The sequence below is a fragment of the Chitinophaga sp. Cy-1792 genome (assembly GCF_011752935.1).
GTDB lineage: Bacteria > Bacteroidota > Bacteroidia > Chitinophagales > Chitinophagaceae > Chitinophaga.
On sequence record NZ_VWWO01000003.1, the window covers coordinates 723,589 to 748,496 of the forward strand.

Annotated in this window: 22 protein-coding genes and 4 tRNA genes; 18 read left to right on the plus strand and 8 right to left on the minus strand. The window is 44.3% G+C overall.

Features of this window, described 5'->3' with window-relative positions; genetic code table 11:
* Together F3J22_RS28335 and F3J22_RS28340 are read left to right on the plus strand one after the other, a co-directional pair.
* Window positions 1-189: a type II toxin-antitoxin system HicA family toxin gene (locus tag F3J22_RS28335; RefSeq protein WP_167021344.1), complete on the plus strand. Its 189-nt coding sequence runs from the start codon at window positions 1-3 to the stop codon at window positions 187-189.
* Between the two features lie 41 nt (window positions 190-230).
* Window positions 231-620 (plus strand): helix-turn-helix transcriptional regulator, encoded by a 390-nt coding sequence (locus F3J22_RS28340; RefSeq protein WP_167021345.1) that lies wholly within the window; start codon window positions 231-233, stop codon window positions 618-620.
* A 199-nt stretch (window positions 621-819) separates the two neighbouring features.
* On the opposite strand, the gene F3J22_RS28345 is transcribed toward F3J22_RS28340, so the two are convergent.
* Window positions 820-906 (minus strand) — tRNA-Leu (locus tag F3J22_RS28345).
* Between the two features lie 76 nt (window positions 907-982).
* Complete coding sequence (locus F3J22_RS28350) at window positions 983-2,131, minus strand: HAMP domain-containing sensor histidine kinase (protein WP_167021346.1); 1,149 nt, start codon at window positions 2,129-2,131, stop codon at window positions 983-985.
* A gap of 118 nt (window positions 2,132-2,249) precedes the next feature.
* Here F3J22_RS28350 and F3J22_RS28355 point away from each other — a divergent pair, with 118 nt between their 5' ends.
* The 6 genes from F3J22_RS28355 (at window position 2,250) to F3J22_RS28380 (ending at window position 5,508) form a co-directional block, all read left to right on the plus strand.
* A complete protein-coding gene (locus F3J22_RS28355) occupies window positions 2,250-3,272 on the plus strand; it encodes a glycosyltransferase family 2 protein (RefSeq protein ID WP_167021347.1) in 1,023 nt (340 codons plus the stop codon).
* Window positions 3,273-3,355: 83 nt separating this feature from the next.
* Window positions 3,356-3,568, plus strand: coding sequence for a hypothetical protein (locus F3J22_RS28360; RefSeq protein ID WP_167021348.1), 213 nt, complete (start codon window positions 3,356-3,358; stop codon window positions 3,566-3,568).
* A 164-nt stretch (window positions 3,569-3,732) separates the two neighbouring features.
* Window positions 3,733-4,962, plus strand: a complete 1,230-nt coding sequence (locus F3J22_RS28365; protein WP_167021349.1) for a PepSY domain-containing protein — start codon at window positions 3,733-3,735, stop codon at window positions 4,960-4,962.
* Between the two features lie 214 nt (window positions 4,963-5,176).
* Window positions 5,177-5,252, plus strand: a tRNA-Gly gene (locus F3J22_RS28370).
* A gap of 53 nt (window positions 5,253-5,305) precedes the next feature.
* Window positions 5,306-5,381: transfer RNA gene (locus F3J22_RS28375), tRNA-Gly, on the plus strand.
* Window positions 5,382-5,435: 54 nt separating this feature from the next.
* Window positions 5,436-5,508 (plus strand) — tRNA-Gly (locus tag F3J22_RS28380).
* A gap of 124 nt (window positions 5,509-5,632) precedes the next feature.
* On the opposite strand, the gene F3J22_RS28385 is transcribed toward F3J22_RS28380, so the two are convergent.
* Window positions 5,633-6,805 carry a DUF2157 domain-containing protein gene (locus F3J22_RS28385; RefSeq protein WP_167021350.1) on the minus strand — a complete coding sequence of 391 codons (1,173 nt, stop codon included), beginning with the start codon at window positions 6,803-6,805 and terminating at the stop codon, window positions 5,633-5,635.
* Entirely contained in the window at window positions 6,792-7,778 is a 987-nt protein-coding gene (locus tag F3J22_RS28390; protein WP_167021351.1) for a DUF2157 domain-containing protein, read from the minus strand. Before F3J22_RS28390 ends, F3J22_RS28385 begins: the two co-directional genes overlap by 14 nt.
* Before the next feature lie 206 nt (window positions 7,779-7,984).
* Between F3J22_RS28390 and F3J22_RS28395 the strand changes: the two genes are divergently transcribed.
* A complete protein-coding gene (locus tag F3J22_RS28395) occupies window positions 7,985-8,278 on the plus strand; it encodes a GNAT family N-acetyltransferase (protein WP_167021352.1) in 294 nt (97 codons plus the stop codon).
* A 132-nt stretch (window positions 8,279-8,410) separates the two neighbouring features.
* Here F3J22_RS28395 and F3J22_RS28400 read toward each other — a convergent pair whose 3' ends face one another.
* Complete coding sequence (locus tag F3J22_RS28400) at window positions 8,411-8,908, minus strand: OmpH family outer membrane protein (RefSeq protein ID WP_167021353.1); 498 nt, start codon at window positions 8,906-8,908, stop codon at window positions 8,411-8,413.
* Between the two features lie 262 nt (window positions 8,909-9,170).
* Here F3J22_RS28400 and F3J22_RS28405 point away from each other — a divergent pair, with 262 nt between their 5' ends.
* The 4 genes from F3J22_RS28405 (at window position 9,171) to F3J22_RS28420 (ending at window position 13,657) form a co-directional block, all read left to right on the plus strand.
* Complete coding sequence (locus tag F3J22_RS28405) at window positions 9,171-9,752, plus strand: RNA polymerase sigma-70 factor (RefSeq protein WP_167021354.1); 582 nt, start codon at window positions 9,171-9,173, stop codon at window positions 9,750-9,752.
* 27 nt (window positions 9,753-9,779) lie between these two features.
* On the plus strand, window positions 9,780-10,745 hold the full coding sequence (locus tag F3J22_RS28410) for a FecR family protein (protein ID WP_167021355.1): 966 nt from the start codon (window positions 9,780-9,782) through the stop codon (window positions 10,743-10,745).
* A 3-nt stretch (window positions 10,746-10,748) separates the two neighbouring features.
* Window positions 10,749-12,557 carry an STN and carboxypeptidase regulatory-like domain-containing protein gene (locus F3J22_RS28415; protein WP_167021356.1) on the plus strand — a complete coding sequence of 603 codons (1,809 nt, stop codon included), beginning with the start codon at window positions 10,749-10,751 and terminating at the stop codon, window positions 12,555-12,557.
* 71 nt (window positions 12,558-12,628) lie between these two features.
* Window positions 12,629-13,657: a hypothetical protein gene (locus tag F3J22_RS28420; protein ID WP_167021357.1), complete on the plus strand. Its 1,029-nt coding sequence runs from the start codon at window positions 12,629-12,631 to the stop codon at window positions 13,655-13,657.
* A gap of 64 nt (window positions 13,658-13,721) precedes the next feature.
* On the opposite strand, the gene F3J22_RS28425 is transcribed toward F3J22_RS28420, so the two are convergent.
* Together F3J22_RS28425 and F3J22_RS28430 are read right to left on the minus strand one after the other, a co-directional pair.
* Window positions 13,722-14,600, minus strand: a complete 879-nt coding sequence (locus tag F3J22_RS28425) for an SMP-30/gluconolactonase/LRE family protein (protein ID WP_167021358.1) — start codon at window positions 14,598-14,600, stop codon at window positions 13,722-13,724.
* Window positions 14,601-14,662: 62 nt separating this feature from the next.
* A complete protein-coding gene (locus tag F3J22_RS28430) occupies window positions 14,663-15,535 on the minus strand; it encodes a helix-turn-helix transcriptional regulator (protein ID WP_167021359.1) in 873 nt (290 codons plus the stop codon).
* Between the two features lie 99 nt (window positions 15,536-15,634).
* Between F3J22_RS28430 and F3J22_RS28435 the strand changes: the two genes are divergently transcribed.
* From F3J22_RS28435 to F3J22_RS28450, 4 genes are all read left to right on the plus strand, one after another.
* The gene (locus tag F3J22_RS28435; RefSeq protein WP_167021360.1) at window positions 15,635-16,039 is read left to right on the plus strand and encodes a hypothetical protein; all 405 of its coding nucleotides are present in this window, start codon (window positions 15,635-15,637) and stop codon (window positions 16,037-16,039) included.
* Window positions 16,040-16,240: 201 nt separating this feature from the next.
* Window positions 16,241-18,787, plus strand: a complete 2,547-nt coding sequence (locus tag F3J22_RS28440) for a phosphocholine-specific phospholipase C (protein WP_167021361.1) — start codon at window positions 16,241-16,243, stop codon at window positions 18,785-18,787.
* 108 nt (window positions 18,788-18,895) lie between these two features.
* Window positions 18,896-19,237, plus strand: a complete 342-nt coding sequence (locus F3J22_RS28445) for a DUF805 domain-containing protein (RefSeq protein ID WP_167021362.1) — start codon at window positions 18,896-18,898, stop codon at window positions 19,235-19,237.
* A gap of 230 nt (window positions 19,238-19,467) precedes the next feature.
* Window positions 19,468-22,002: a DNRLRE domain-containing protein gene (locus F3J22_RS28450; protein ID WP_167021363.1), complete on the plus strand. Its 2,535-nt coding sequence runs from the start codon at window positions 19,468-19,470 to the stop codon at window positions 22,000-22,002.
* Between the two features lie 66 nt (window positions 22,003-22,068).
* Here the strand turns inward: F3J22_RS28450 and F3J22_RS28455 are convergent, their stop codons facing one another.
* Window positions 22,069-22,839 (minus strand): murein L,D-transpeptidase catalytic domain family protein, encoded by a 771-nt coding sequence (locus F3J22_RS28455; protein WP_370459480.1) that lies wholly within the window; start codon window positions 22,837-22,839, stop codon window positions 22,069-22,071.
* A 359-nt stretch (window positions 22,840-23,198) separates the two neighbouring features.
* Between F3J22_RS28455 and F3J22_RS28460 the strand changes: the two genes are divergently transcribed.
* Window positions 23,199-24,893 carry a DUF885 family protein gene (locus tag F3J22_RS28460; protein WP_167021364.1) on the plus strand — a complete coding sequence of 565 codons (1,695 nt, stop codon included), beginning with the start codon at window positions 23,199-23,201 and terminating at the stop codon, window positions 24,891-24,893.
* Window positions 24,894-24,908 lie beyond the last annotated feature (15 nt).

The following is a 24,908-nucleotide window of genomic DNA, read 5'->3' on the forward strand; positions in this document are numbered from 1 at the left end:
ATGACTTGTAATGAATTATGGAGAATCTTAAAAAAAGATGGTTGGTATGTAAAGAGGGAAGGTAAAGGAAGCCATAAAGTTCTCGCGCATCCGGAGAAGGAAGGAGAGATCGTTTTTTCTGATCATGGCAGTGCTGAAATGGGAAGCGGATTGGTGAATAAAATTCTAAAACAGGCGGAATTAAGATAAGTCTTCTGTGTCTAATTATAAAAATTTAAAACAATACTACCATGAAAAGCATCGTGTTTGTAGTAGAAAAAACAACAACCGGATATTCAGCCTATGCAAATGATTTCGATAAATATCCGGTAGGTACAACGGCTGAAAACATCGAACAGTTAAGGAAAAATGTATTAGATGCCACAAATCTTTATTTAAGTGAAATTGGCAAGAAAGTAGTTAAGGAGAATGATATCTCATTGGTATTAGATGTCAGGCAGTTTTTTGAGTTCTACAAAATTATTAACGCCAAAGCATTGGCAGAGCGTATTGGCATGAGTCAATCGTTGTTGTCTCAGTATGCAAATGGAATTAAGAAGCCTTCCGAAAAACAAACAGATAAAATATTGGAAGGGGTAAGGCAGTTGGGGAGAGAGTTGGCAAAGATTGAATTTATTTAAGTAGTTGCCGGGCTGCAATTGCAGTGTTTCTATTAAAAACGAAACCCGATAGCTTGAATTATTTCAGGGGCTATCGGGAATAAGATTTTACAATTCTAATTAAAATCTTTTGATCACCCAAAAACGTTATACAATTTTGTAAACATCCTTAAATGAAAAAAGGCTAAAAAGCGGACCTGCTTTTTAGCCTTTTAAATTTTGGTGCGAAGGAGGAGATTCGAACTCCCAAGCCCTTTCAGGCACTACCACCTCAAAGTAGCGCGTCTACCAATTTCGCCACCTTCGCATCTGGTAGAAGGGAGTGCAAAAGTAAGGGCTTTTTTGAAATAAACAAATTTATTTATTCATTTTTCTAAAAAAGTTTATTTCCGCAACAGAATACGGAAGGTAGTTCCCTTATTTACTTCTGAATTTTTTACTGTCAGGCGGCCTTTGTGATAGTCTTCAATAATACGCTTGGCCAGTGAAAGTCCAAGCCCCCAGCCTCTTTTGCGGGTACTGAAACCTGGTTTGAATATTTTATCGAGATTACTTTTCGGAATTCCCTTGCCGGTATCTGCAACATCAATGGTGATATAGGTTGCATAATTTTCTATTGAGATATCTATTTTTCCTTTCCCTTCCATGGCGTCCAGCGCGTTTTTCAGCAGATTCTCGATTACCCAGTCGAACAGTGGGGGAGAGATCATGGCGGGCAATTCCTGTTCTTTATGATGTACGGATATCTGTACACGTTGCGGGGCACGTCTGCGGATATACGCAGCCATATTCTGGATTTGCAGGATAAGATCTTTTTCTTCCAGACTAGGGACACTGCCTATTTTAGAAAAACGGTCGGTGATGAGCTTGAGGCGGTCCAGGTCTTTACTGAGTTCATTTACAAAAGGTGCATTGGCTTCGTTATCGCGCAGGATTTCCAGCCAGGCTTCTATGGACGACAACGGCGTGCCCAGCTGATGGGCAGTTTCCTTGGCAAGGCCCACCCATACCAGGTTTTGTGTGGCCCTGTTGGTGCTGGACAGTGCAAATAAAACAGCGCCAATAAATAAGGCGACCACCAATAACTGTATGTAAGGATAATATTTTACCTGTTTCAGAATAACAGAATCGCCGTAATAGATATAGTTATAGGTTTTCTCCTGGGCATTTACTTCCATGATAAACGGTGGATGCTGTTTGCCAAAAGTCAGCAGCTGTTCGTGGAGATAAGTTGGGTTCTGGGCAATTTTAGATGTATCTATATTTCGGCTGTCAATGATATTGCCCGCGGCATCTGTCTGGATAAGCGGGATGGTGGTGTTGGTGGTAACAATTTCCGTGGCCAGGTTAATATTGGCATCCGGGCTGGCTTTCAACAGCTCCCGGTATGCTTCTACCCAGGTAGCTACTTTTTTTCTTTCTTCATCCTGGATTTTGGACGACAGGTTACTCACAAACCATATGGTAGCAACGATAATTGCTACTGCTACGGTGACCAGCACAAACTTCCAGCCTAAAAACTGTTTAAACATACTCCTAATTTAAGGCATATTCCGCATCAGCGATTCCACAAATGGTTGCAAATATTAAAATTGATTGTTGCATATTTGCATCGCTTAAAATATTATTCACGCATAAACGTAATAACAGTTGCCCGTATTGCCATCAGTAGCCGTTGTAATTCTAAATTGGAACGGTAAGTCTTTCCTGGAGCAGTTTTTACCATCAGTTTGCCAGTCTACCTACAGTAATTTGCAGCTGATCATTGCGGACAATGCGTCTACGGACGACAGTGTTGCGTTTGTGGAGCAGCATTATCCGCAGATACGGATTATCCGAAACCCTGGCAACGATGGGTTTGCCGGCGGTTATAACGAGGCTTTACAGCATGTGGAAGCGGATATTTATGTTTTGCTGAACCAGGACGTAGAAGTGGAGCCAGGTTGGATAGAACCGGTGGTGGCCCTAATGCAGACCAGCGATCAGATCGCTGCCTGTCAGCCTAAGATGCGTTCCTGGCACCATAAAGATGAGTTTGAATATGCCGGTGCTGCCGGCGGCTGGATGGATATCCTGGGATATACCTTCTGCCGTGGCAGGATATTATATACTACAGAGAAGGACCTGGGCCAGTACGACGATGCACAGGATATTTTCTGGGCAACCGGAGCGGCGCTGTTTATCCGCGCTAAGTGTTTTCATGAGGTAGGCGGCTTCGATGCCGACTTTTTCGCGCATATGGAAGAGGTAGACCTCTGCTGGCGCCTGCAACGTGCCGGTTACAGGATATGCTACTGCCCGGATTCAAAAGTTTACCATGTGGGCGGCGGCAGCCTGCCACAGGGAAATCCCCGTAAACTATACCTGAATTTCAGGAATAACCTGATGATGCTCTGGAAAAACCTTCATACCGAAGATCGCTGGATTGTATTGTCGCAGCGCTTTTTCCTGGACATCCTGGCGGCGATGAAAAGCCTGGCCGCAGGTAAGCCTAAGGACATGAAAGCTATCTGGCGGGCGTATCTCGACTACCGCAAGTGGCGCAAAAACTATGTAAAAAAGGACGATTTGCCGGATGTAAAGCTGATGACGCTGAAAGGGGTTTTCCACGGTATTATGATCTGGAGGTACTACTTCCTGCAACATAAGAAGTTTTCAGAGCTGAAACATTAGGAGCGTTTTCCGGACGATTTTTTAAATATTTACTTTGATTATTATCTTACTTGATGTAAGTTTGCAACGGAAATAAACTGAACATGGAACACAATACAGTAGAAAACACCGTAGAGAATACGAATGACGTAACCCTGGACAGGGTATCAACTTCCCGCTTCATATTTTATGTACAACTGTTTTGCATGGTGGCTTTTATGCTGGGCGGTTGCTATCAGCTCTACAAGCACCATTATCCAGGTAAGCCAGATGTAGTTGTTCCTGAGAACACACTCTACAATCCAAAATATAAATAAGCGAATCGCTTCAACATAATTATCGCCTTAGCCTTCCGGAGTTCCGGGAGGCTTTTTTTATTTTCCCGATATAGGAAATCTATTTCCCGATGTGATTAATGATTGTCTGCGATTAGCGTGATTTTTATACGGATTTTCAAATCAGCTGATTTTCGGAAAAGTATATGTTCAGAAGAAAGGGTAAAAAAGATACTAAACGGGGCAAATCGCCTGTCCGCAAAGTAATAGACTGGCTTCACCTCTGGCTGGGGCTTGCATCAGGTATTATTGTGCTGATAATAGCTGTTACAGGCTGTTTGTATGTATTTCAGAAAGAGATCAACGAGTGGTATTATAAGGATACCATGTTTGTGCAGCCTGCGGCAACCCCTGTTTTACCGCTTACCACCCTCACCTCCAGGGCACAGGAAGCATTGGGTCCGGATATGCCTATTTCAGGAACTACTGCCTTTACCGACCCGGACAGAGCCTGGGAGTTTTATACCTACAAAGGAAATGACACCGCTATCACTTATTTCGGCGCAATAGAATACTACAAAATGGTGTATGTAAATCCTTATACAGGAGTGGTTACCGGTGTAATTGATTTTAAGCACAATTTCTTTGCGATCGTAAAATATATCCATTGGAGTTTATTGCTGAATACGCCTTATGGCCAGCCGATTGTGGGCTGGAGTACCTTTATTTTCGTGATATTGCTGATCACCGGCCTGGTATTGTGGTGGCCGAAAAAATGGAGCAAAGCTACGCGGGACCAGAGTTTTAAGGTAAAGTGGAAAGCTGGTTTCAAGCGGCTCAATTACGACCTTCATAATGTACTCGGATTTTATGCCCTGGCTATTGCGTTGGTGCTGGCATTAACCGGTATGGTATGGGCTTTCAGCTGGTTTGAGGCGACCGTATATGTGGTGGCATCCCGTTCGGTAACACCACCGGCAGCATCTGCAGCCGTTTCTGATACGACGCTGAAAAGCAGTGCAGTACCGAAGGCGCTGGATATTTCCTTTGCTGCGGCCAGGAAGCTATTACCTGGCGCCAGGCGTTTTTATGTTTATGGCGGTGGCGGCGGTACGGCACCCAATACTATAGGCGCGTACTACGGCAAAGAAGTATATTACGGCAATGATGAGCTGAAGTTTGATCAGTATTCAGGTAAGTTACTGGAGCGAAATAATTTTAAAAATAAGAATGCCGGGGAAAAACTGATCCGGATGAATTACGATATTCATGTGGGAGCGATAGGAGGTATCCCTGGAAAAATTATTGCGTTTATTGTGAGTCTGATCTGTGCATCGTTGCCGGTAACGGGCTTCTATGTGTGGTGGAATAAGAAGAAGAAAACGAAGAAAAAGATCGTTTTGACGAATCATTCCAAGCCAATTACATCTTTGTGAAGATAAATCAATAATTTTTTTTACAAGCTCAAACACTGTACTGTGGAGTGTTTGAGCTTGCTTGTTTAAATGGGTGTGAGAAATTTTTTCAAAAAAGATGAAAAAAAAATTTGTGAATTGATCTCGTTTCCTATCTTTGCAATCCCAACGAAAAAAGGGAATACCTGAAACAGTAACAATCAGTTACAATTGTTGGAAAGATCTTAACAGATATGCGGAAGTAGCTCATTTGGTAGAGCACGACCTTGCCAAGGTCGGGGTGGCCGGTTCGAGCCCGGTCTTCCGCTCCAGTTTAGATATTGATCGTAAAAGATCGTTATCGCTTGAATGTTCTTTTTTTTCTGCGGAAGTAGCTCATTTGGTAGAGCACGACCTTGCCAAGGTCGGGGTGGCCGGTTCGAGCCCGGTCTTCCGCTCCAGTTTGATATTGATCTGTAAATGAGATCGATATATATTAAAGTTCTTATTTTCCTGCGGAAGTAGCTCATTTGGTAGAGCACGACCTTGCCAAGGTCGGGGTGGCCGGTTCGAGCCCGGTCTTCCGCTCAAAGCCTGATCAGAATACTGGTCAGGCTTTTTTTATGCCTTTTATTTTCTTTTAGATAGCAAAAAGGGTCCCGGGTGTATATCCCGGGACCCTTTTGTTTTTTATGGTACTGAAAATCAAATCTTAATAAGTGCCGCTCGCACCACCGCCACCGCCGGTGCCACCACCAAAATCCATATTGTTACTTTGGGTGCCTGGCCCGGGGGCATGCATGCCACCCACTACCAACGATTCCACTTTCAATTTGTCAAACATGGAAGGATCTGTAGGCAACGCATCAGTGAAGCCTTCACGAGGTGTGCGGAAATAGCGTAATAAGCCCCATGCGGCGGCTATCAGTATAATACCCAGTATAACACTCCACCAGGGGCCCGGAAGGAAATTCGTATAGGCGTAAATGCTGAATATACTTGCTGCAGTAACGACCATGCCTAAACGTATCAGCAACGAATCTTTCTTTCTGATGCCAATGGCAATAATTGCTACATTAATGATGATACAGGCGCATAGCAGACTCCAGAATTGCGTATGGCTTATCATGCCCGCCAAACCGCTGTCAGAAACGGATATATCGTTTTGTGCAACAAACAGCATTACTGGTACAAAAGGGTTTAAGATGGCATAGCTACAGATAAGTGCAACAAACTCCATCGTCAGTAGTACGTCTTTGTAATACCTTAACTCCTCTTTCTTTGCCAGGTTTCTGAATAATCTGAATAACAGGAAGGAAATAACCGCCATCAATATCAGCGGGAGAAACGGCACATGTATGTTTTCAAAAATGCCCATCAGCATACTTTCGAAAGAAAGAAATGCGGCGGCTGCCGTTATCGTATAGCCGTAACGGAGAGTCAGGAAAAGGAATCCCAGCCCTATTACGGCGCTTTTTCCTACCCAGCCAAGAGTGTGGACCTTCAGGAAAATGCCTGCAATGGCAAATGCCAGAATAGCGGAAAAACACAAGGCACCGTCAACGCCTGTACGATAAAATTTTCGCTGTTGAATCACTATTTCCAGCGCTCCTATCAGCAGCAAGCCGTAAAAAGCGGCAGGGCCGGAGATTGAATCTATGTGGTCTGAAAGTCCGGCGATAACGCCCGCTCCCATAAAAACGGGAATCAGCGTAATGAGGAACAGACCAATATATTCCAGCCATCCGGAAGACTGCAACTTGACAGGGTATTTTTCTTTTATAGCTTTTGCTTCTTCGGGAGTGATGAGGCCGGCTTTAGCCATAGATCGGGCCGACGTTGCAATAGCTTTATTGTCCAGGTCTGATTTACTATACGCCAGCATTTTTAAATTTTTTGTTTTGATTAATTACAAAGGCGATAAGTCCCGCACCCACCAGTACATATAACATCAAAAAGCCTACGAAATCATTGGAGACCTTTTCAAACAGGTAGGTGGTAGTAGTACAAAAGCCGATATAAAAATACAGTATGGTGATCGCAAGGAGATAGCCGGAACGGAGTCTGGACGTGAGTTTATACAGTACAACACTACCGGCAGTCAATATTAAAAACCACAGTAGCATATAGTCGTTCAGTGAAAACATACCCGCGATACAACCTATTCCAAACAGGTGAATGCCAAAGTGGTAGTAGGTGAATGCAAAATGAGGTTTGATATTTTTCCATTTGGAGACGAAGCCCAGCAATAGCATGGATACGCCCAGTATGGTAGTGAGGAAAACGTGATCGTACATGCTTTTCATACCTGTCTCAAAGCCCCTGGCAGAGGGGGCTCCCAGCCATCCTACGGATATGTTCAGCCAGGCGGCCAGTGTGATAATGGCCATGGATAATACACCGATATGATCAAAACGGTAAGCGCTAAAAACCAGTACCAGTAAGGGTATGAAGGTAGCCAGTCCAAGCCGGTTGCCGAAAGTATTATACTGATATTGCAGGTAGCCAATGAAGGTACTGAAGAGAATACAGCCTAACAGCAACGTATAATCGTAGAATATACCCGGGCTCTCTGTTTTCTGCCAGCTGAAGCGGGGAGCATATCTGAAACAATAGCCAAAGCAAACGGCAGTGATAATGGCTAAAATTATCAGGATGCTCTGGTGGCCGATGGTATTGATGTTATCGTACACCAATACGCCTAGTCCGGTGCTTAATAGCAATACGCCGAGGTATAAAAATGTCCTGATTTCCCAATGGACGGAAACCGGCGCCTGGTCTGCGGTTTTGACCTTTTCGAAGGATGTGTCTGATATGAGTCCTTCCTGGTGTAACCGCTCAAATAATTTTATATTCATATGAGGCTGATATAAAGACAGGTTTATAGAAAATTAACACCTATATGTGAAGATCGGGTTATTTCCGGTAAAATCCGTATCTTTGCAGTTGGAAATTTAGATAAATGGTATTTCTATACCGTATACTCTATCTTATTTACTACTTCCCTTTTTATAACACTTCCCATATTCACTAACGAGTAAAAGTGTGATTTAAATATTTTATCATGAAGGATTTTGAGATTATTGACAACAAAGAGGCCCGCCAGTTCGAAGCACATATCTCCGGACTTACGGCTAAAGTAATTTACGAAAGAAATGGTAGTCGCATCTTTTTAACAGGTGCAGAAGTGCCTCCTACTTTGGAAAAACAGGGTGTGATGCCTATGTTGCTGGGAAAGGTAATGGAACAGATTCAGGCGCAGAATATCAGAATGGTGCCTTCCAGTAAGAAAGTAGCAGAATTTGTACGTAGTAATCCTCGTTGGAAAACTTTACTGGCACACGGCTTACATATTTAAACAGCCAAAGGCTGTCAACTATTAGCGGTTAGAGAAGATGTTTTGTCTTTAGAATGGCGTAAGGAGAGCAGAACATCATCTCTACCAGCTAAAAGTCAACAGCCGGCCTGATTATTAGCAGATTAATCCTATTTATTTCAATCCCAGCTTAGCTTTCGCTGCCGGCATCAAATCATCTGCATCATTCGCCACAACTACTACATCGCGGGAGTTATCAATCAACAGTGAATATCCTTTTTCTTTGATCAGTGCTTTTAAAGCTTCTTTAGCCTTGTTTACGATAGGCAGCAATAATTCCTGTTCTCTCGCAGCCAGCTTATCCTCCACTTTATATTTGTATTCCTGGATATTAGCCTGCATTTGTTTCAGCTCAGCTACTTTAATTTCCTGCTGATTCTGCGGCAATTTGCTTCCGGTGCTGTCAAAATCCACCAATTTCTTAGTGTATTCGGCCACCATTATTTGTCCGTCGTTATTTAACTGATCTGCATATTTCTGCAATGAATCAGCAGCTTTCTTAGACTCTGGCATCAGACTCACCAGCTGCTGAAAATTCAGATAAGCAGTTTTCTGGGCGGAGGCCCCTAAACTAAAAAGGCATAACGCCACCAGGCAATAGAGATATCTCATTTTCGGTTGAATAATTTCCAGCAAAATAATTTCCCTTTTGCTAAATATTTACTAATACTTATATAATAGAATGTTAAATTGATGAATTCGCCTTATGTTTTGCTGTTTTTTTAAGTTAATAGATTGATAATCAATATATTTTATCAAGATTAAAAAAAGATTATTCTTTCACGTAGGGGTAAGGAAAAAGAAAGGTGTCGATAGTAAAAGCATTCAATTGGCAGAAGGAATTATCTTTGACGTTAGTTATCAAAACCTGCAGATGGAGTTGAACACCGGTAATACAGCTGTACTGGAACAGGACGGAACGTGCACCTTTGAACAGATTTTTAAGACCCACTATAAGGGTCTGCATGCCTATGCCTGCACAATTCTGAAAGACGATATAATGGCCGAAGAGATGGTACAGAATGTATTCTGTAAGCTTTGGGAGAAATCCGGGGATATCCGTATCCGCGAGTCGGTATCCGGATATCTCTACAGAGCGGTATACCATGAAAGCATCAATTATTTGCGCCACGAAAAGGTAAAGGCCAATCATGCGGCCTTCACGAAATACCGGATGGCACAGCCGGTTTCAGGAAATCAGACCACCAGCAAGGTGCATCTCAGCGAATTACAGCAGAAACTGGAAGTAGCATTAGCTAGTCTGCCGGAGAAATGCCGGACCGTATTTCAGATGAGTCGTTTTGAAGAACTGAAATACCAGGAGATCGCAGATAAGCTGGATATCTCCATAAAAACCGTGGAAAATCAGATGGGGAAAGCATTACGTCTGCTTCGTGCTCATCTGGTAGATTATCTGCCGCTGTTATTGATCATCTTATTAAATCTGCAATCGTAACCAGTGAATAACTTTAACACACATATAATGGATGACCTGTTGGTAAAGCAACTGCTCGGTACCGCTACCGATGATGAGCAACAGCGCATCCTTAACTGGATTGCCGCGAGTCCGGATAACGAAAAATATTATCATCATTTTAAGCTGATATGGGAAGAAAGCCGTCACCTGGCCGCTACCAGCACTGTAGATGAAGATAAGGCCTGGGCCAGGTTCCAGCAACGTGTAGGCGCTACCGTCAACGAAACAAAAGTGGTGGACATCCGGCCTGCAAACACTTCCTGGATGCGCATCGCCGCTACAGTAGCCATATTATGCGTGATGGCGGGCGCTGCATTCCTCTACCTGAATAAAAATTCCAATAATGACCTTGTACGCATTGCCAGCACTAATACTACGCGTATCGATACGCTCCCTGATGGTTCTGTTGTTACGCTTAATAAAAATTCCAGCATATCTTATGCTGCTGATTTTGCTGCTGAGCGGCATATTACTTTAGAAGGGGAAGCCTTCTTCGATATCGCTAAAGATCCTTCAAAGCCTTTCCTGTTAAAGGTCGGAGATGTAGACGTAAAAGTACTCGGCACTTCCTTTAATGTAAAAAAAGATGCTGTAAGCATTGAAGTAATTGTTGAAACCGGCGCGGTGGAAGTAAATAAAAAACATAATGCCGTTAAACTGGAAGCCAATGAAAAGGCAATAGTAGCAAAGGATGCAGACAAACCAGAGAAGATTTCCAACAATAGTACTTTATACAATTATTATCGTACGCATACACTGATATGTAACAGAACGCCTTTACGTGAACTGGCTGATAAACTGGAAGAGATCTACAATATTACCATCATCATTAACCGTCCGGATTTACGTATAGAAGAGATGAATACCGTGATAGATACCAATATGTCTGTTGACAGTACTTTCGATCTGTTACAGGCAACTTCCGGAAAATTCACTTTTATTAATAAAGGCGATACTGTCATATTGAAATAATCTATGCCACCAAATATACTACTACGTCACTGGTTACTGTTTGCTTTACTTTTGCTGTTTTCAGGTAACGTTATCGCACAGTCCATCCTTGATAGAAAAATCGATGTCGATATCCGTAAACGACCGCTGGATGAAGCTTTACAGACCATCGCAAAAAAGGGAAATTTTACTTTTTCATATGTCAGCAATATCATTTCGCAAGATAGTATTGTAAGCATCTCACAAAAAAATGCCAGCATACGCGAGATATTAGACAAACTATTAAACGGTGATTATCAATATAAAGAACATGGTAATTATCTCATCTTACAATATAAACCACCTGGTGTATTTTTTTATGTGAGCGGTGTGGTAACGGATAAGGCCACGGGACAACGGGTGCCCAATGCCAGCGTCTATGAACGACAGCAACTCATATCGACACTTACCAATAATGACGGTTATTTCAGGCTGCGGTTGCGGGATAAATCCCCGGCCGCAGCCATCAGCGTTAGTAAAGACCTGTATTCAGATACCCTCCTGATGTTGAGCTCCGGCGCTGACCAGGAAATTAAAGTGAGCATATCTCCCTATACCCGTACCCTCCAAACAGTAGAAGTAACCGGTCATGCGCATGTAGAAAGGACCTGGTTCGGACGTATGTTTCTGTCGTCCAGACAGAAAGCACAGAGTCTTAATATCTCCCAGTTTTTTGCAGACAAGCCATACCAGGTATCGCTGTTGCCAGGACTCGGTACCCACGGAAGAATGAGCGGGCAGGTGGTGAATAAGCTTTCCCTGAACGTATTGGGCGGCTATACCGCCGGCGTTGATGGTGTAGAAGTAGCAGGAGCTTTCAATATTGTGAAAAATGATGTGCATGATGTACAGGTAGCGGGTTTGGTGAATATCACCGGAGGAAAGATGATCGGCGTACAGGTATCCGGCATGCACAATAATGTGCTGGACTCCATGCGCGGCGTACAGGCGGCAGGTATTTCCAATATTATTTCCGGCAACCAGGATGGCGTGCAGATCAGCGGTGCTGTAGAAAAAGTAAAACAGAACATGACAGGCGTGCAGGTGGCGGGTATCCTGGCATCTACCGGAAAAGAAATGAATGGCGTACAGGTATCCGGTGCTGCTAACTTTACAGGGGATACCATGCATGGCGTGCAGCTGGCCGGGCTCTATAACAGTGCCGGAGAATCCCATGGGGCACAGATCTCCGCTGTTGGGAATGTTACAAAAGGCACCGTGAAAGGCGTGCAGATCAGCTCTATGTTTAACAAAGCCAAACGCCTGGATGGTGTACAGATCGGCTTTGTGAACATCGCTGATACCAGCAATGGCTACAGCATCGGCATCGTAAATATTATCAAAACAGGCTATCACAAAGTGTCGCTGTTTAGCACAGAGCTGCTGCCAGTCAACGTTGCATGGAAAACAGGCAATCAGCGGCTTTATGGTATTATGCTTGGTGGTGTTGACTTTAACAGCCAGCGTTCCTATACATATGGTTATGGTATGGGTACAGAGCGTATGTTACGCAATAAGCATTTCTCTGTATTACTGGAAGCAACGGCGCAGCAATATCATATGGGATATGCCAACGAAAATTCACAGCTGTACCGCTTTTCCACGGCATTTCAATATAGGCCGGGGCGTATGTTTGCCATATATGGCGGCCCTGTTATTTCCATACATAGGAGAGACCAGCCGAATGGAATGGATTACAAAGAGATCCGGCCCGGCGTAAATTATCCTGGTATTAACTTTGGAGATAATGGCAGGATCTGGATCGGATGGCATATCGGATTAACGATCTTCTAAAATAAATTTTTAACGATAGGGGTATGTTTTCATGAGCGTGTCGTAATACAGAACAACATAATTACAACGACATGAAAACATTCTTCTTTGCTGTGCTGCTGGTAGTCGTGACGATTCATTCAAATGCACAAAACACTAAATATGCTCCTGCGCATGTAGGACTCATCTATCCCATCAGCTCCAATGGCAAACACGCTGCCGAATATACGAATGGCTTCTCACTGAATCTGCTGGCTGGTGTATCCAGGTCTGAGACCGGTATTGCCATTGCGGGTTTCTCCAATATCATCAAAGATGAGGCCCATGGTGTAGAAGTAGCGGGATTCTCCAATCATATAGGTCATACTTACAAAGCTGTTACTGTGGCGGGTTTTATGAATATCGTACACAATAAGGCTGATGGTATTCTGGTTGCCGGCTTTGGCAACTATGTGGGTGGTCCGGTGAATGGCTTGCAGGTAGCGGGTTTCTGCAATACTGCCTCTCAGGTACATGGCTTACAGGTGGCAGGTTTCTTCAACCGTGCTACGGATGCCAACATGCAGTTTGCTGGTTTTATGAACATTGCAAAAAAGGTGAAAGGTGTGCAGCTGGCGGGTTTCCTGAATATTGCCGATAGCAGTGATTACCCTATTGGTATCATCAACATCATTAAAAACGGAGAGTATAATATCAGCCTGACGATCGATGAATCAGCTACCACTGTGGCCAGTTTCAAGTCGGGGGGTAAGGCACTGTATGGTATACTGGGTGTGGGTTACAACCTGAAGAGTGCGCAGACACTGTATGCGATGCAGGCAGGTTTAGGCTGGCATTTACCGTTAATGTCGCACCTGCGCTTGAATGTGGAAGGAACTGAAACCGTGATGACTGATTTTAAACGTGGTGTATACTCCAAATATGCAGTGGGTGGATATCTGGCGTACAGACTTGGCAGTAAAGTGGAAGTGTTTGCAGGACCTAACATCAACTTTATGCACATGAAAGATGATGCCGGCAGTGATTTAATTTCTCACTATATCTGGTATAAGGATCGTGGAAATGGTAAGGCGGATGGCATGTTTGCCGGTATGCTGGCAGGTGTACAGGTAAGGATATAGGATTTTTTTATCGTCATATCAGGGAGAACGTCCACGGTCGAAGACCGTGGACGTTCTATTTTGATTAAGGATGCAGTGGCATCGCTATAACAGCGGCATCCAGCATGAGCGGAATAATCAATTTGTTATTATACAGTGCGAAATCTGCCGGGCCATTCAATGGCGCCTGGCTTATTTGCTGTATATCACCGCTTTCAATATCTACCAGTAAAATAACTCCTTTCTTCTCAAAAGAAATCCAGTCGGATACAACCAGTTTACGATTATTGTCTGTTAATGCAAGACCATCGTATAAGCCTTTACGGCTGCCGATGTGAACAAAGGTGAGTGGGGTTTTATGAAGATCAATATAACCGAGATCGCCGTCAAAAGTAGTGAGACTCCCCAATCCGCAAACGTATAGGCGTTGGCGTTTTACATCATAAGCAAGCCCGTTGGCACCCCTGATTTCGCTGGTTAACGGCAGTTCTTCGAAACGGCCGTTGCCGCTGAGGTGTACCACATATATTTTATTGATATCAGTGGAAGACACAAAGAGGGTGCTATCATCTTTGACTACGAGATCATTGAGCAGACTTGTTTTTGTAGCGGCGAAATCCACGCTGAATACCTGTTTGCCGCTATTAATATCAAATCCTTTCACTTTGTCAATATCGGCTACATACAGTGTATGGCCGATGATGGCGGTACCTTTAGGGGCATCCAGTCCGGTAGCAAACGCATGGCCCTGGCCTTGCGGGTCCATTTTCCAGATGATGCCGTTGCCGTCTTTTACTGTTGGTTTACCGCCTTCTCCCAGATCGGTGATGAATAGGCTGGGGCCATAAGGGATTACGCTTTCCGGTGCTTTCAGGAAAGAAGATTTGTTGAGCTGTTGTGCGGAAGTGGCGCTGTATATGATGGTGCATGCAGCCAGCACAAAGGGTTTGAGCATCTGTTTCATAGCCTGTCGTTTTATGGTACAAAGCTATTGATGGAACCCCTTTTGATGATAGCAGAAAACGGTCAAAAAGTAGCAATTCTGGTTCTGCGGGTTGTATTGGGCGTTTCTCCGAAATAGGCTTTGTAGCAGCGTATAAAATAACTGGGTTGCTCAAATCCGCAGGTATCGGATATTTCATTGATGTTGCTGCTGGTGTTTTTAAGGAGATAGTCCGCATGCTTCAGCTTTTCATCGTTGATCCATTTTTTCGGGCTCTCCTTATAGATGCGGGTGAATTCTCTTTTGAAGGTGGAGAGGCTCATACCGCATAGACGGGCATAGTCGTCCAGGCTAAGCGGTTTCAGGAGATTGGCTTTAATGGTCATTTGCAGATGTTCGGAAGGGTTGGCGAACATGTGGTGCAGGTAGGCGATGACCTGGTGGCGGTATTCGCCGGAAAGCAATGTGAGCAGTAGTTCACGCAGCTTTAGTTCCAGCAGGCGCGACGTGTATTCGTTGGGGTGTTCCATAAACTGCAGGATACTGCTTCTTATCTGCAGGATATTATCTGAGCAGGGGATGACCATGGGTACTGGTATGGTCGTATCCGGTATGCCGGATTCCAGGTCTTCCGTGAGGAAGGAGCGCAGCAGTTTATCATCGATGGCCAGCATGAGGCCCTGGAAATCATTTTCAAGGATGTTGGACATGAAGTAGGAGCCGCGTTTCAGTAATGCCAGATGGTTAGGGCCCACAACTAAATCTTCATCTTCAAGGTGGATTTCTTTTCTGCCTTTTATAATAAATAATAATGTATTTTCGGTAATCAAACCTTCTGACCTTCCCGATTGTTCTACTATTTTATAAAATGCAAAAACCGATTTCCCGCTGTAGTGAAGTTTGATATACGGGCTATATTGAATTGGTTTTAAAGCTGTTGGAAACCTAGGTAGCATATTGTTCTGATTTATCCCCCAATGATTATGGCATTGTATTTGGATGTAGTCGCTTAAAGATAAATATTCTTAATTCAATCTTTAATAAACATATCGTATATGAAAAAATGGTTATACTCCTTGCCGCTAGTGCTTGTCCTCTTTACCGCCAGCAGTTGTACTAAGAATTATAATGATATTATTCCCAACACTACAATAGTAGTGGATGCGGCTGCAAACCAATGGATTTTTGATAATACCACTGGTACTTACTATATTTCTATAGACGTAGGAGAACTGACTACCAGCACTACGCAGTCTGATGCCGTAGTAGTGTCAATGTCCAGGAACCAGACATTATTTGAGGCGCTGCCAGAGGTTTATAACAACACGTCCTTTACTTATATCTACAAGGCAGGTACGGTGTTGATTGAAGCGCAGGGCGTGAATGGTGCTGCGATTCAGCTGCCTACTTCTTCTGTAAGATTCAAAATTACGATTATTCCTGCCAATACAACCAGGTAATAGCATACACAGAACGTTTAACCTTTACATATACAGGTCTGCTGCATTATGCGGCAGGCCTTTTTTGTTGATAATCATTGCCGCTTATATAATTAACCCGAACTTAATTGTGCAGTCCGTCATTATTTCCTATTTTCAGCCACCATTGCTGAAACGCCCTGTAAGCGGGGCTCTGCAGTGAACATGAAAACTAAACTGAAAATGGATACTAGAAGAGACTTTATCAGAAAAGCGGCCCTGCTTTCCGGTGCAGCCGGTGTATGGAATGCTATGCCTGGCTCTATTCAGCGCGCTATGGCCATTAATCCTCCTCCAGGCAGCACCTGGCTGGATGCGGAACATGTCGTTATCCTGATGCAGGAAAACAGGTCGTTCGACCATTGTTATGGCTCCCTGCAAGGTGTGCGTGGTTATAACGACCCTCGCGCCATCAACCTGCCAAACAAGAACCTGGTTTGGTTACAATCAAATGAAAAGGGTGAAACCTTTGCACCTTTCAGGCTGGATATCAAGAACACCAAAGCCACCTGGATGAGTAGCCTGCCGCACTCGTGGGCCAACCAGGTAGATGCACGCAATCATGGTAAATACGATAAATGGCTGCTGGTAAAGCAGTCTGGCAATAAAGACTGGGCGCCAATGCCCCTGACCATGGGCTTTTACGACAGGAGAGATATCCCTTTCTATTATGCTATGGCAGATGCCTTCACTGTTTGTGACCAGAATTTCTGTTCTTCCCTGACAGGTACTACCCCTAACCGCCTGTACCTCTGGTCAGGCACCCTTCGTGATTCCCAGAATCCTGCCGCCAAAGCCAATGTATGGAATGAAGATGTAGACTATGGCGCAGAAGCACACTGGAATACTTTCCCTGAACGTATGCAGGACAATGGCATCTCCTGGAAAATATACCAGAACGAAATCAGTGCCGCTAACCTGGAAGGTGAGAAAGACGGACTGCTGGCCAATTTTACAGACAACCCTATAGAATGGTTCGCCGCCTTTAATGTGCGCTATGCAGAAGGCTACCGGAAATATGTACAGACCGCTATTCCCGCCATCACGGAAGAGCTGAAGACTAAAAAGGAAAAGCTGTCAACCTTAACAGCAGATACCGCCGACTATAAAAAATTAGCATCGCAGATAGACAGGGGTGAAAAATATCTCACCCAATTAAAATCAGATGCGGAAAAATATACACCGGAGAATTTTGCGAAGCTCTCCAAACGTGAGCAGGAGCTGCACCAGCGTGCATTTACCGTAAACAGTAATGACCCGCATTACCACGAGCTGGAAACCCTGGAATACAAAGATGGTAGCGAAACCCGCAAGGTTTCAGTGCCCAAAGGTGATATCCTGCATCAGTTCAGGGCAGATGTAAATGGTGGTAAACTGCCTACGGTTTCTTACCTGGTGGCCCCTGGTGAATTCAGCGACCATCCTGGTTCTCCGTGGTATGGCGCCTGGTATGTATCTGAAGTACTGGATATCCTAACGAAGCAGGAAGAAGTGTGGAAGAAGACCATTTTCGTTTTATGTTATGATGAGAATGACGGCTATTTCGACCATGTGCCTCCGTTTACAGCACCACATAAACCTGGTACAGGAAAGGTTTCTGCCGGTATAGATACTGCGTTGGAATATGTATCGCTGGAAGAAGAAAAACAGAAGAAACATGTAGGGAAAGATTCCCTGCGTGAGAGTCCGATAGGCCTGGGATACCGTGTGCCGCTGGTGATCGCATCACCGTGGAGCCGCGGTGGTTATGTGAATTCGGAGATTTGCGACCATACCAGTATTACGCAGCTGCTGGAAAACTTCCTGTCGCATAAAACGGGCAAGACTATACGTGAATCAAATATTTCTTCTTACAGACGTACTATCTGCGGAGATCTCAGCAGTGTATTCCGTCCTTACAACGGGGAGCAGGTGAGTTTGCCGTTTGAAGAGCGTAACGAAGTAATGGAAAGCATTTTCAATGCTAAATTCAAGAAGCTGCCTGATAACTTCAAGGCGCTGACAGCGGAAGAAATTGCGCAAATCAATGCGACACCGCAACAGTCGTCATGGATGCCGCAGCAGGAGAAGGGTACACGTCCTTCCTGTGCATTGCCATATGAACTGTATACGCATGGTAAACTCAGTGCTGATAAGCGTTCCTTTGAGATTAGTTTTGCGGCTGCGAAAGATGTATTCGGAGCTAAAGCGATGGGTGCACCTTTCAACGTATATGCACCAGGAAATTATGTGCAGGCAGATACGCAGCAGATGGGCCCGATGCGCGCCTGGTCCTATGCAGTGAAAGCGGGCGATAAGATCGCTGACAGCTGGCCTTTGCAGGAGTTCGAAGGTGGGGGATACCAACTGCGTTTATACGGCGCCAATGGTTACTATCGCGAGTTTGAAGGTAATGCCAGCGATCCGCAGGTATCACTCGAATGCGGGTACGAAAAACAGAAAGGTATTAAAAGTAAACTGACCGGTAACGTGGCGTTGCAGGTTGTGAATAATGAAAGTCACCCTGTTACGATTACCGCTACTGATATGTCTTATGGTAAAGGCAGTAAAAAGATTACTGTGCCGGCGAAAGGCAAAAGCACGTTGCTGATCGATCTGTCTAAGAATCATGGCTGGTATGATGTGCGTGTATCCGTAGACGGTAGTGCGGCATTTGCGCAGCGTTATGCGGGCCGTGTGGAAACCGGGGCGAATAGTATCAGTGATCCTTTCATGGGAAGGGTAATATAACTTTATAACACATTTACCTGATTATAAATTTATCAAGCATATTTTTCATTATAATGTGTTATGAGGAATGAAAATGATTGTTGTATCTAGCGGGAAATATCCTGTGCTATGTTCAAGAATCCATTTTTATTCAGGGGGCGTATCAGACGCACCGAGTACGGGATTACCGTAATTGCTGTTTTTGGGATCTTTGTAGTCCTTGATTGGCTTGGGATAGCGGATTATGATGTTTCCGTCATCATAACAATTCCGTTATTGTGGGTGTCGTTAGCACAGGTGGTGAAACGTTGTCATGATATCAATAGGTCGGGTTTCTGGATATTCTTTCCGTTTTTTAGCTTCGTTTTGCTATTTATGGATGGTGATCCAAGGAGAAATGATTATGGAGATGATCCGAAAGGAAGAGGCAGCGAAGATTTGCTGCATGATTTTCTGAAGGATGTCAAATAAAATGCGTTATGAACAGGCGTTCCACGAAATGGGACGCCTGTTTGTTTTAAGAGGTATCCGTATTTTTTCTTTTGAATGAATGGCTTATTTATATAATAATAAAATATATGTGTTTGTTGACCAATTATTATGTTTTTATCTAACTAGATAATATCTTCATGTAATCCCTCCTTTTATTCATTGTCGATCATTGCAAAAGTTTTTCTGATTAATTAACCAAAAATTGAACAATGGGAAAACTATCGACCCTTTTGCATTCGATCGCCCTTACCTCAGTGGGCCTACTCAGCGCGCATGTCTCGCGGGCACAATCATTTACCAAAGTCATTACCGCTTCGGAAGACACCTACGTAAACAGCAACACTGCTGACGATGCCAGGAATGCCAACTACGGCAGTTCTACACAGCTTCGCTTCCGTTATTCCCAGTCCGCCAGCACATCTGTCTACAACCTGATTACTTTCCTCAAATTCAGCCTTAAAGACCTGGGCCTGCCTGACGGTACTGTAATTGACTCTGCCAGTTTACAAGGCAGTATTTATTTTTCACAGGCAGGCACCGGCCATATGTGGCATGTGCTGCCGGTAGCCAACAATACCTGGACGGAAACGACTGTTACCTGGAACAACAAACCAGGCATTGGCCCTGATACACTAAGCGTAGTGGCCAAACCAACCACGGCGATTGCCGATAGTACGCCCTATACCGCTGTCTGGAACGGCCTCGGTGCAAGGGTACAATCTTCACTAGCCAGCGACTCACTGGTGTCGTTTGCCGTGTATACCCGGCTGAATACCGCCGCCAATACTTCCATGTATTCCCGGGAATGGACAAATCCCATGCAGCGGCCGCAACTCACCATCTACTACCACCAGGGAACGATTACTCCGCCAGTAGTACGGCAGGTAGAAACAAGGAAGCATAACCTTAACGTGATTTATTTCCTGCCTACTGACGTGGATACCGTGGCAAGCTACCGTCAACGCCTAAACGGTATACTGTTGCAAACGCAGGACTTCTATCGCAAATGGATGAACTACTACGGCTATACGAACGAAACTTTCGGACTGCGTAAAGACAGCGACGGCATGGCGAAGATCACCATCCTGCGTGGGTTGTACGATAAAACAAATTATCCGTATGATGGCGGTGGCACCAAAATCATCCCGGAAGTAAACGCCTATTTTGCCGCACATCCCGAAGAAAAAAGCAGTACGCATACGTTGGTCATCTTACCGGAAGATGGTTATAATCCATTCTATGGATTGGGGAATGGCTGGTGCTTTGCACTGGATAATCCTAATATTGATACCAGCTATTTCGCTACGGGCGGCACTTCTGCGTATATCGGCGGTTTGGTGCATGAGCTGGGACATGGACTGAACTTACCACACGATAAAGAGAAAGTTTCTGAAAAGGCAGATCCGACAAAAGGTACGGCACTCATGGGCAGTGGGAACCAGACCTACGGCCGTGCGGCCACTTTCCTGACTGCCGGCGAATGCGCGATACTGCATACCTGCGAGGTATTCCGTACAGAAGATGCTATCTCCGATCTCTATGGCGGCGGCACCGCATCTTTTGTCAACTTCCATTCGGATTACAGTAATGGCAATATTAATCTCTCCGGAAAATTCACTACAACAAAAACTGTTAGTTCCATTGTGGTATACAATGATCAGGATGATGATGGCGCCAACTATGATCAGCTGGCATGGGTAGCCAGTAAGGTGGGCACAGACAGCTTTAATGTATCTATGCCGGTGGCTGAATTCTGGAAGAAATACAGCACCTATACCTTGCGTATAAAATTTGTGTTTACCAATGGTTCTACCAAAGATATCACCTATGCGTACAGGTTTGAGAATAATATACCGGTGATAGATATCAACTTCGGCCCGGGCAACAGACCTGCAGGTATCAGTCCGGTGGCAGATACGTATATCCGTAACGGTGGTACTGCTGATACGAATTATGGTAATGATTCTTCTTTGTCTGTGAAACCTGATCCCAATGTAGGTTACAAGCGGGAAACCTTCCTGAAATTCAGGCTGGCGGATTATAGCGGCAATCTCTCCAATGTAGATACCGTACGGTTAAGCATGAAGGTGCGTGGTGTAAATACCAATGGCGGACAAACCAGTCTGGTAGCCAAATGGGCCGCAAAATCAAACTGGGATAATACGGATGCCAACAGTCTTACCTGGAATAAATGGGTGGCTGATTCCTCGCATATTGATTCACTGAACGCCGGATTTTATTATGGTGGTAGCTGGATGACCTGGAACCTGAGTAAAGACTCGCTGCTGAGTCATATACGCCATGGTGATTCTTTACTGGTGGTACATATTTATGGCAATTTCAAAGGATCTGATGCAAGTACTTCTGATATTACCTTCTATTCCAATGAATCGGCAAATCTGAGCGACAGGCCGGTGTTATCGCTGATCGAAGGAAGTAGTGCGCTGCAATCTGCTGCCAGCAGTACTTTAATGGCACAGCAACCGGTGATGGCTACCAATAAAGATATGCGTACGGGTGTACTGCAGGTATATCCTAACCCTGTGGCATCTACGTTATATATCAATGCGGGCATCAGCGGCAGCGCTGTGTTGACGAATGCAAATGGTGTATATCTGCGCAGGGTAATGATTAACAAAGGCAGAAACAGTAACGTTGCTGTGGGAGATTTACCGGCAGGTATTTATTATCTGCAAATGGAGAAAGGTGCCTATGCGCCGGTGAAGTTTGTGATCGCTAAATAATGCAACAAAAAAAAGGTCGTCTCTACTCAGTAGAGACGACCTTTTGTATTTAATAAAATGATTTTATTAAGATGCTGTACTGTCTTTAGACAGCATTTTTGTACGCATGGAATAAGTTTTGTCCGGGCTGTAAAGAAACAGTACACTTCCATTACGGATGCGGTCTATCACTTTACGATGGACATTTTCAGGAATAGCGGGACAACCGAGGCTGCGGCCGATATAACCCTGTACTTTCACGAGTGCTTCATTTACATATGCAGCACTGTGCATCACGATACCGCGGGCCATGGCATTATCGTTAATACCAGCTTCTTCACCCTGAAGGCGAAGCGATAACCCGTGTTCTCCCATGTAGGTTTCTCCTGTTAAAAAGAAGCCCAGACTGCTTTTAAAGCTGTTAGGCTGGTTGGAGAACGCATTGGCACTTAAAGTACCAGAGTTTCTGCCGTGAGATACCAATGTGTTGAAGAGTAAAAGTTTGTTTTGAAGATCAATAACAAATAAACGCTTCTGACTGGAGGGTAAAGAGAAATCAATAATTGAAATTACTTTGTCGTTTTTAATCTTTCCTTCACGTTGTAATTTTTCAAATCCCTGCATCGCTTTTTCGTAAGCCTCTTTGGAAAGTCCTGCTGCACTTAATTGTAGTTCATCATATAAACTAACAGATTTTGTAGATTCAATTGCTTCGGAGGAATCAATGATTGGCTTGTTTGTAACGTTGTTGGCTTTGGATTTGTCTATACTGCTAAAGGTGGTAATAAGGAATGCAAAAACACTTACTGTAAATGCAAAAACTAACGGTTTCAGCACCTGCTTCTTGTTCAATTTCACGCCGTAAATTTTTAGAATTATAAAGTTGACTGTTTTGTGGATTCTTAAAAATCACTATTTACGAATTTACCGATTTTATTCGGAGATATGAAGTCTGAAAGCCTCATCAGTCCGCTATTTCCGCCTCTTTTAACAGCGTTTTTACATACACGATTAATATGTATATATTATAATTGTAAAGACAATGTTCGTAAAGTAGCGGACAATTTATGTAAACCCTTGTACAGCGTGATTTATATCTTTGAGTAATCGTTTCGTAAATAGAAAATCAACCAAAGGAAAACGGGCCGGAATTTTTACTGGCCTTGTTATATTTTACATTTATCTTTAATAAGATTCCCTTATTGATCTCATCAGTTATGAAAAAAATACCGCTGTTGCTAGGATTCCTGTTCCTTGCCCACTTTAGTCAGGCAGAGCCGGTGGCCGACCTGATCCAACGAATAGAAGCTGATACAGATGCTTTGGACAGAGTTTATATCTTTCATGATAGTCCGGAGTATTACAACCGTATGCAGGCGTATTATACGGATGCATTGCGTGAATTGAATAAGATACCGTTCCGGACATTGCGTGTGACGGAGCAGGTAGATTACATACTGTTGCAGCGTAACCTTCAACAGGCGCTGGAGAATATTAAGCATAACAATATTGCCTATACGAAAATTCAGCCATTGGTACCTTTTGCAGATGAGCTGATGGATATACAGGTAAAGCGCAGGAGAGGTGATGTGCCGGATGCTGCTAAAATTGCCGTCACGCTGGCGGCCGTGAAGCAGACCGCAGGTAACTTATCTGCGGCACTAAAAAATACAACCACTTACAATGCTGCGGAGTATCATAAAGCATCAGATGTGGTGAGTGGTTTACGGAATGGTCTGAAAAACGTATATGATTTCTATTACAGCTACGATCCGCAATTCACATGGCGTGTGCCGGAGCCATACCGTGGCGCGGATTCTGTGTTGAAAAATTACCAGGAGCAGCTGCTGGTGCAGGCGGACAATGCAGATAAGAGTCTGGATGCCTCCGGTATTAAAGGCATGCCTATAGGCAAGGAGGCGCTTACTGCCCAGTTGCGTTATGAAATGATCCCTTATGGCCCCGAAGAGCTGGTGGCCATTGCCAATAAAGAATTTGAATGGTGTGATGCAGAGATGCTGAAAGTATCAAAGGAAATGGGCTTTGGCAGCGACTGGAAGAAGGCGCTGGCAAAGATCAAGGAAAACTATGTAGCACCCGGCAATCAGCCTGCGTTGATACACCGGCTGGCAGATGAGGCCGTAAAATTTGTAGAAGACCGCCACCTGGTAACGATTCCTGCCCTTACCAAAGAAACCTGGCGCATGTTTATGCTTACCCGTGAACAGCAAAGGTTTGCACCGTTTTTCCTGGGAGGGCCGTCTATATTGATAGCCTACCCGACTATGGATATGGACGAAGAGTCCAAGGAAATGAGCCTGCGGAGTAATAACTATGGTTTTTCACATGCCACAGTATTTCATGAACTGATACCCGGACATAACCTGCAGGGCTATATGAACCAGCGGTACAGGCCATACAGAAGGGAATTCAATACGCCTTTTTCTGTAGAGGGCTGGGCGCTTTACTGGGAAATGTTGCTGTGGGACAAAGGCTTTCATGCTACCCCGGAAGAGAAAGTAGGAGCGTTGTTCTGGCGTATGCACCGATGCGCACGTATTATTTTCAGTTTGAACTATCACCTGGGAAAATGGACACCGCAGCAGTGTATCGACTTTTTGGTGGAGCGTGTAGGACATGAAAGATTCAGTGCTACTTCAGAGGTACGCCGTTCCTTTACCGGCGGCTATGGCCCGTTGTACCAGATCGCCTATATGATGGGAGGCCTGCAGCTGCGCGCATTGCATAAAGAAATAGTGGATGGCGGAAAAATGACCGAACTGGCTTTTCACGATGCGTTTCTGCAGGAAGGTCCTATTCCGGTTGAAATGTTCAGGGCCATTATTACCAACCAGCAACTTCAGCCGGATTATACTACACAATGGCATTTCGCAGATCATCTGTTGAAATGATAATTAGTGTAAATT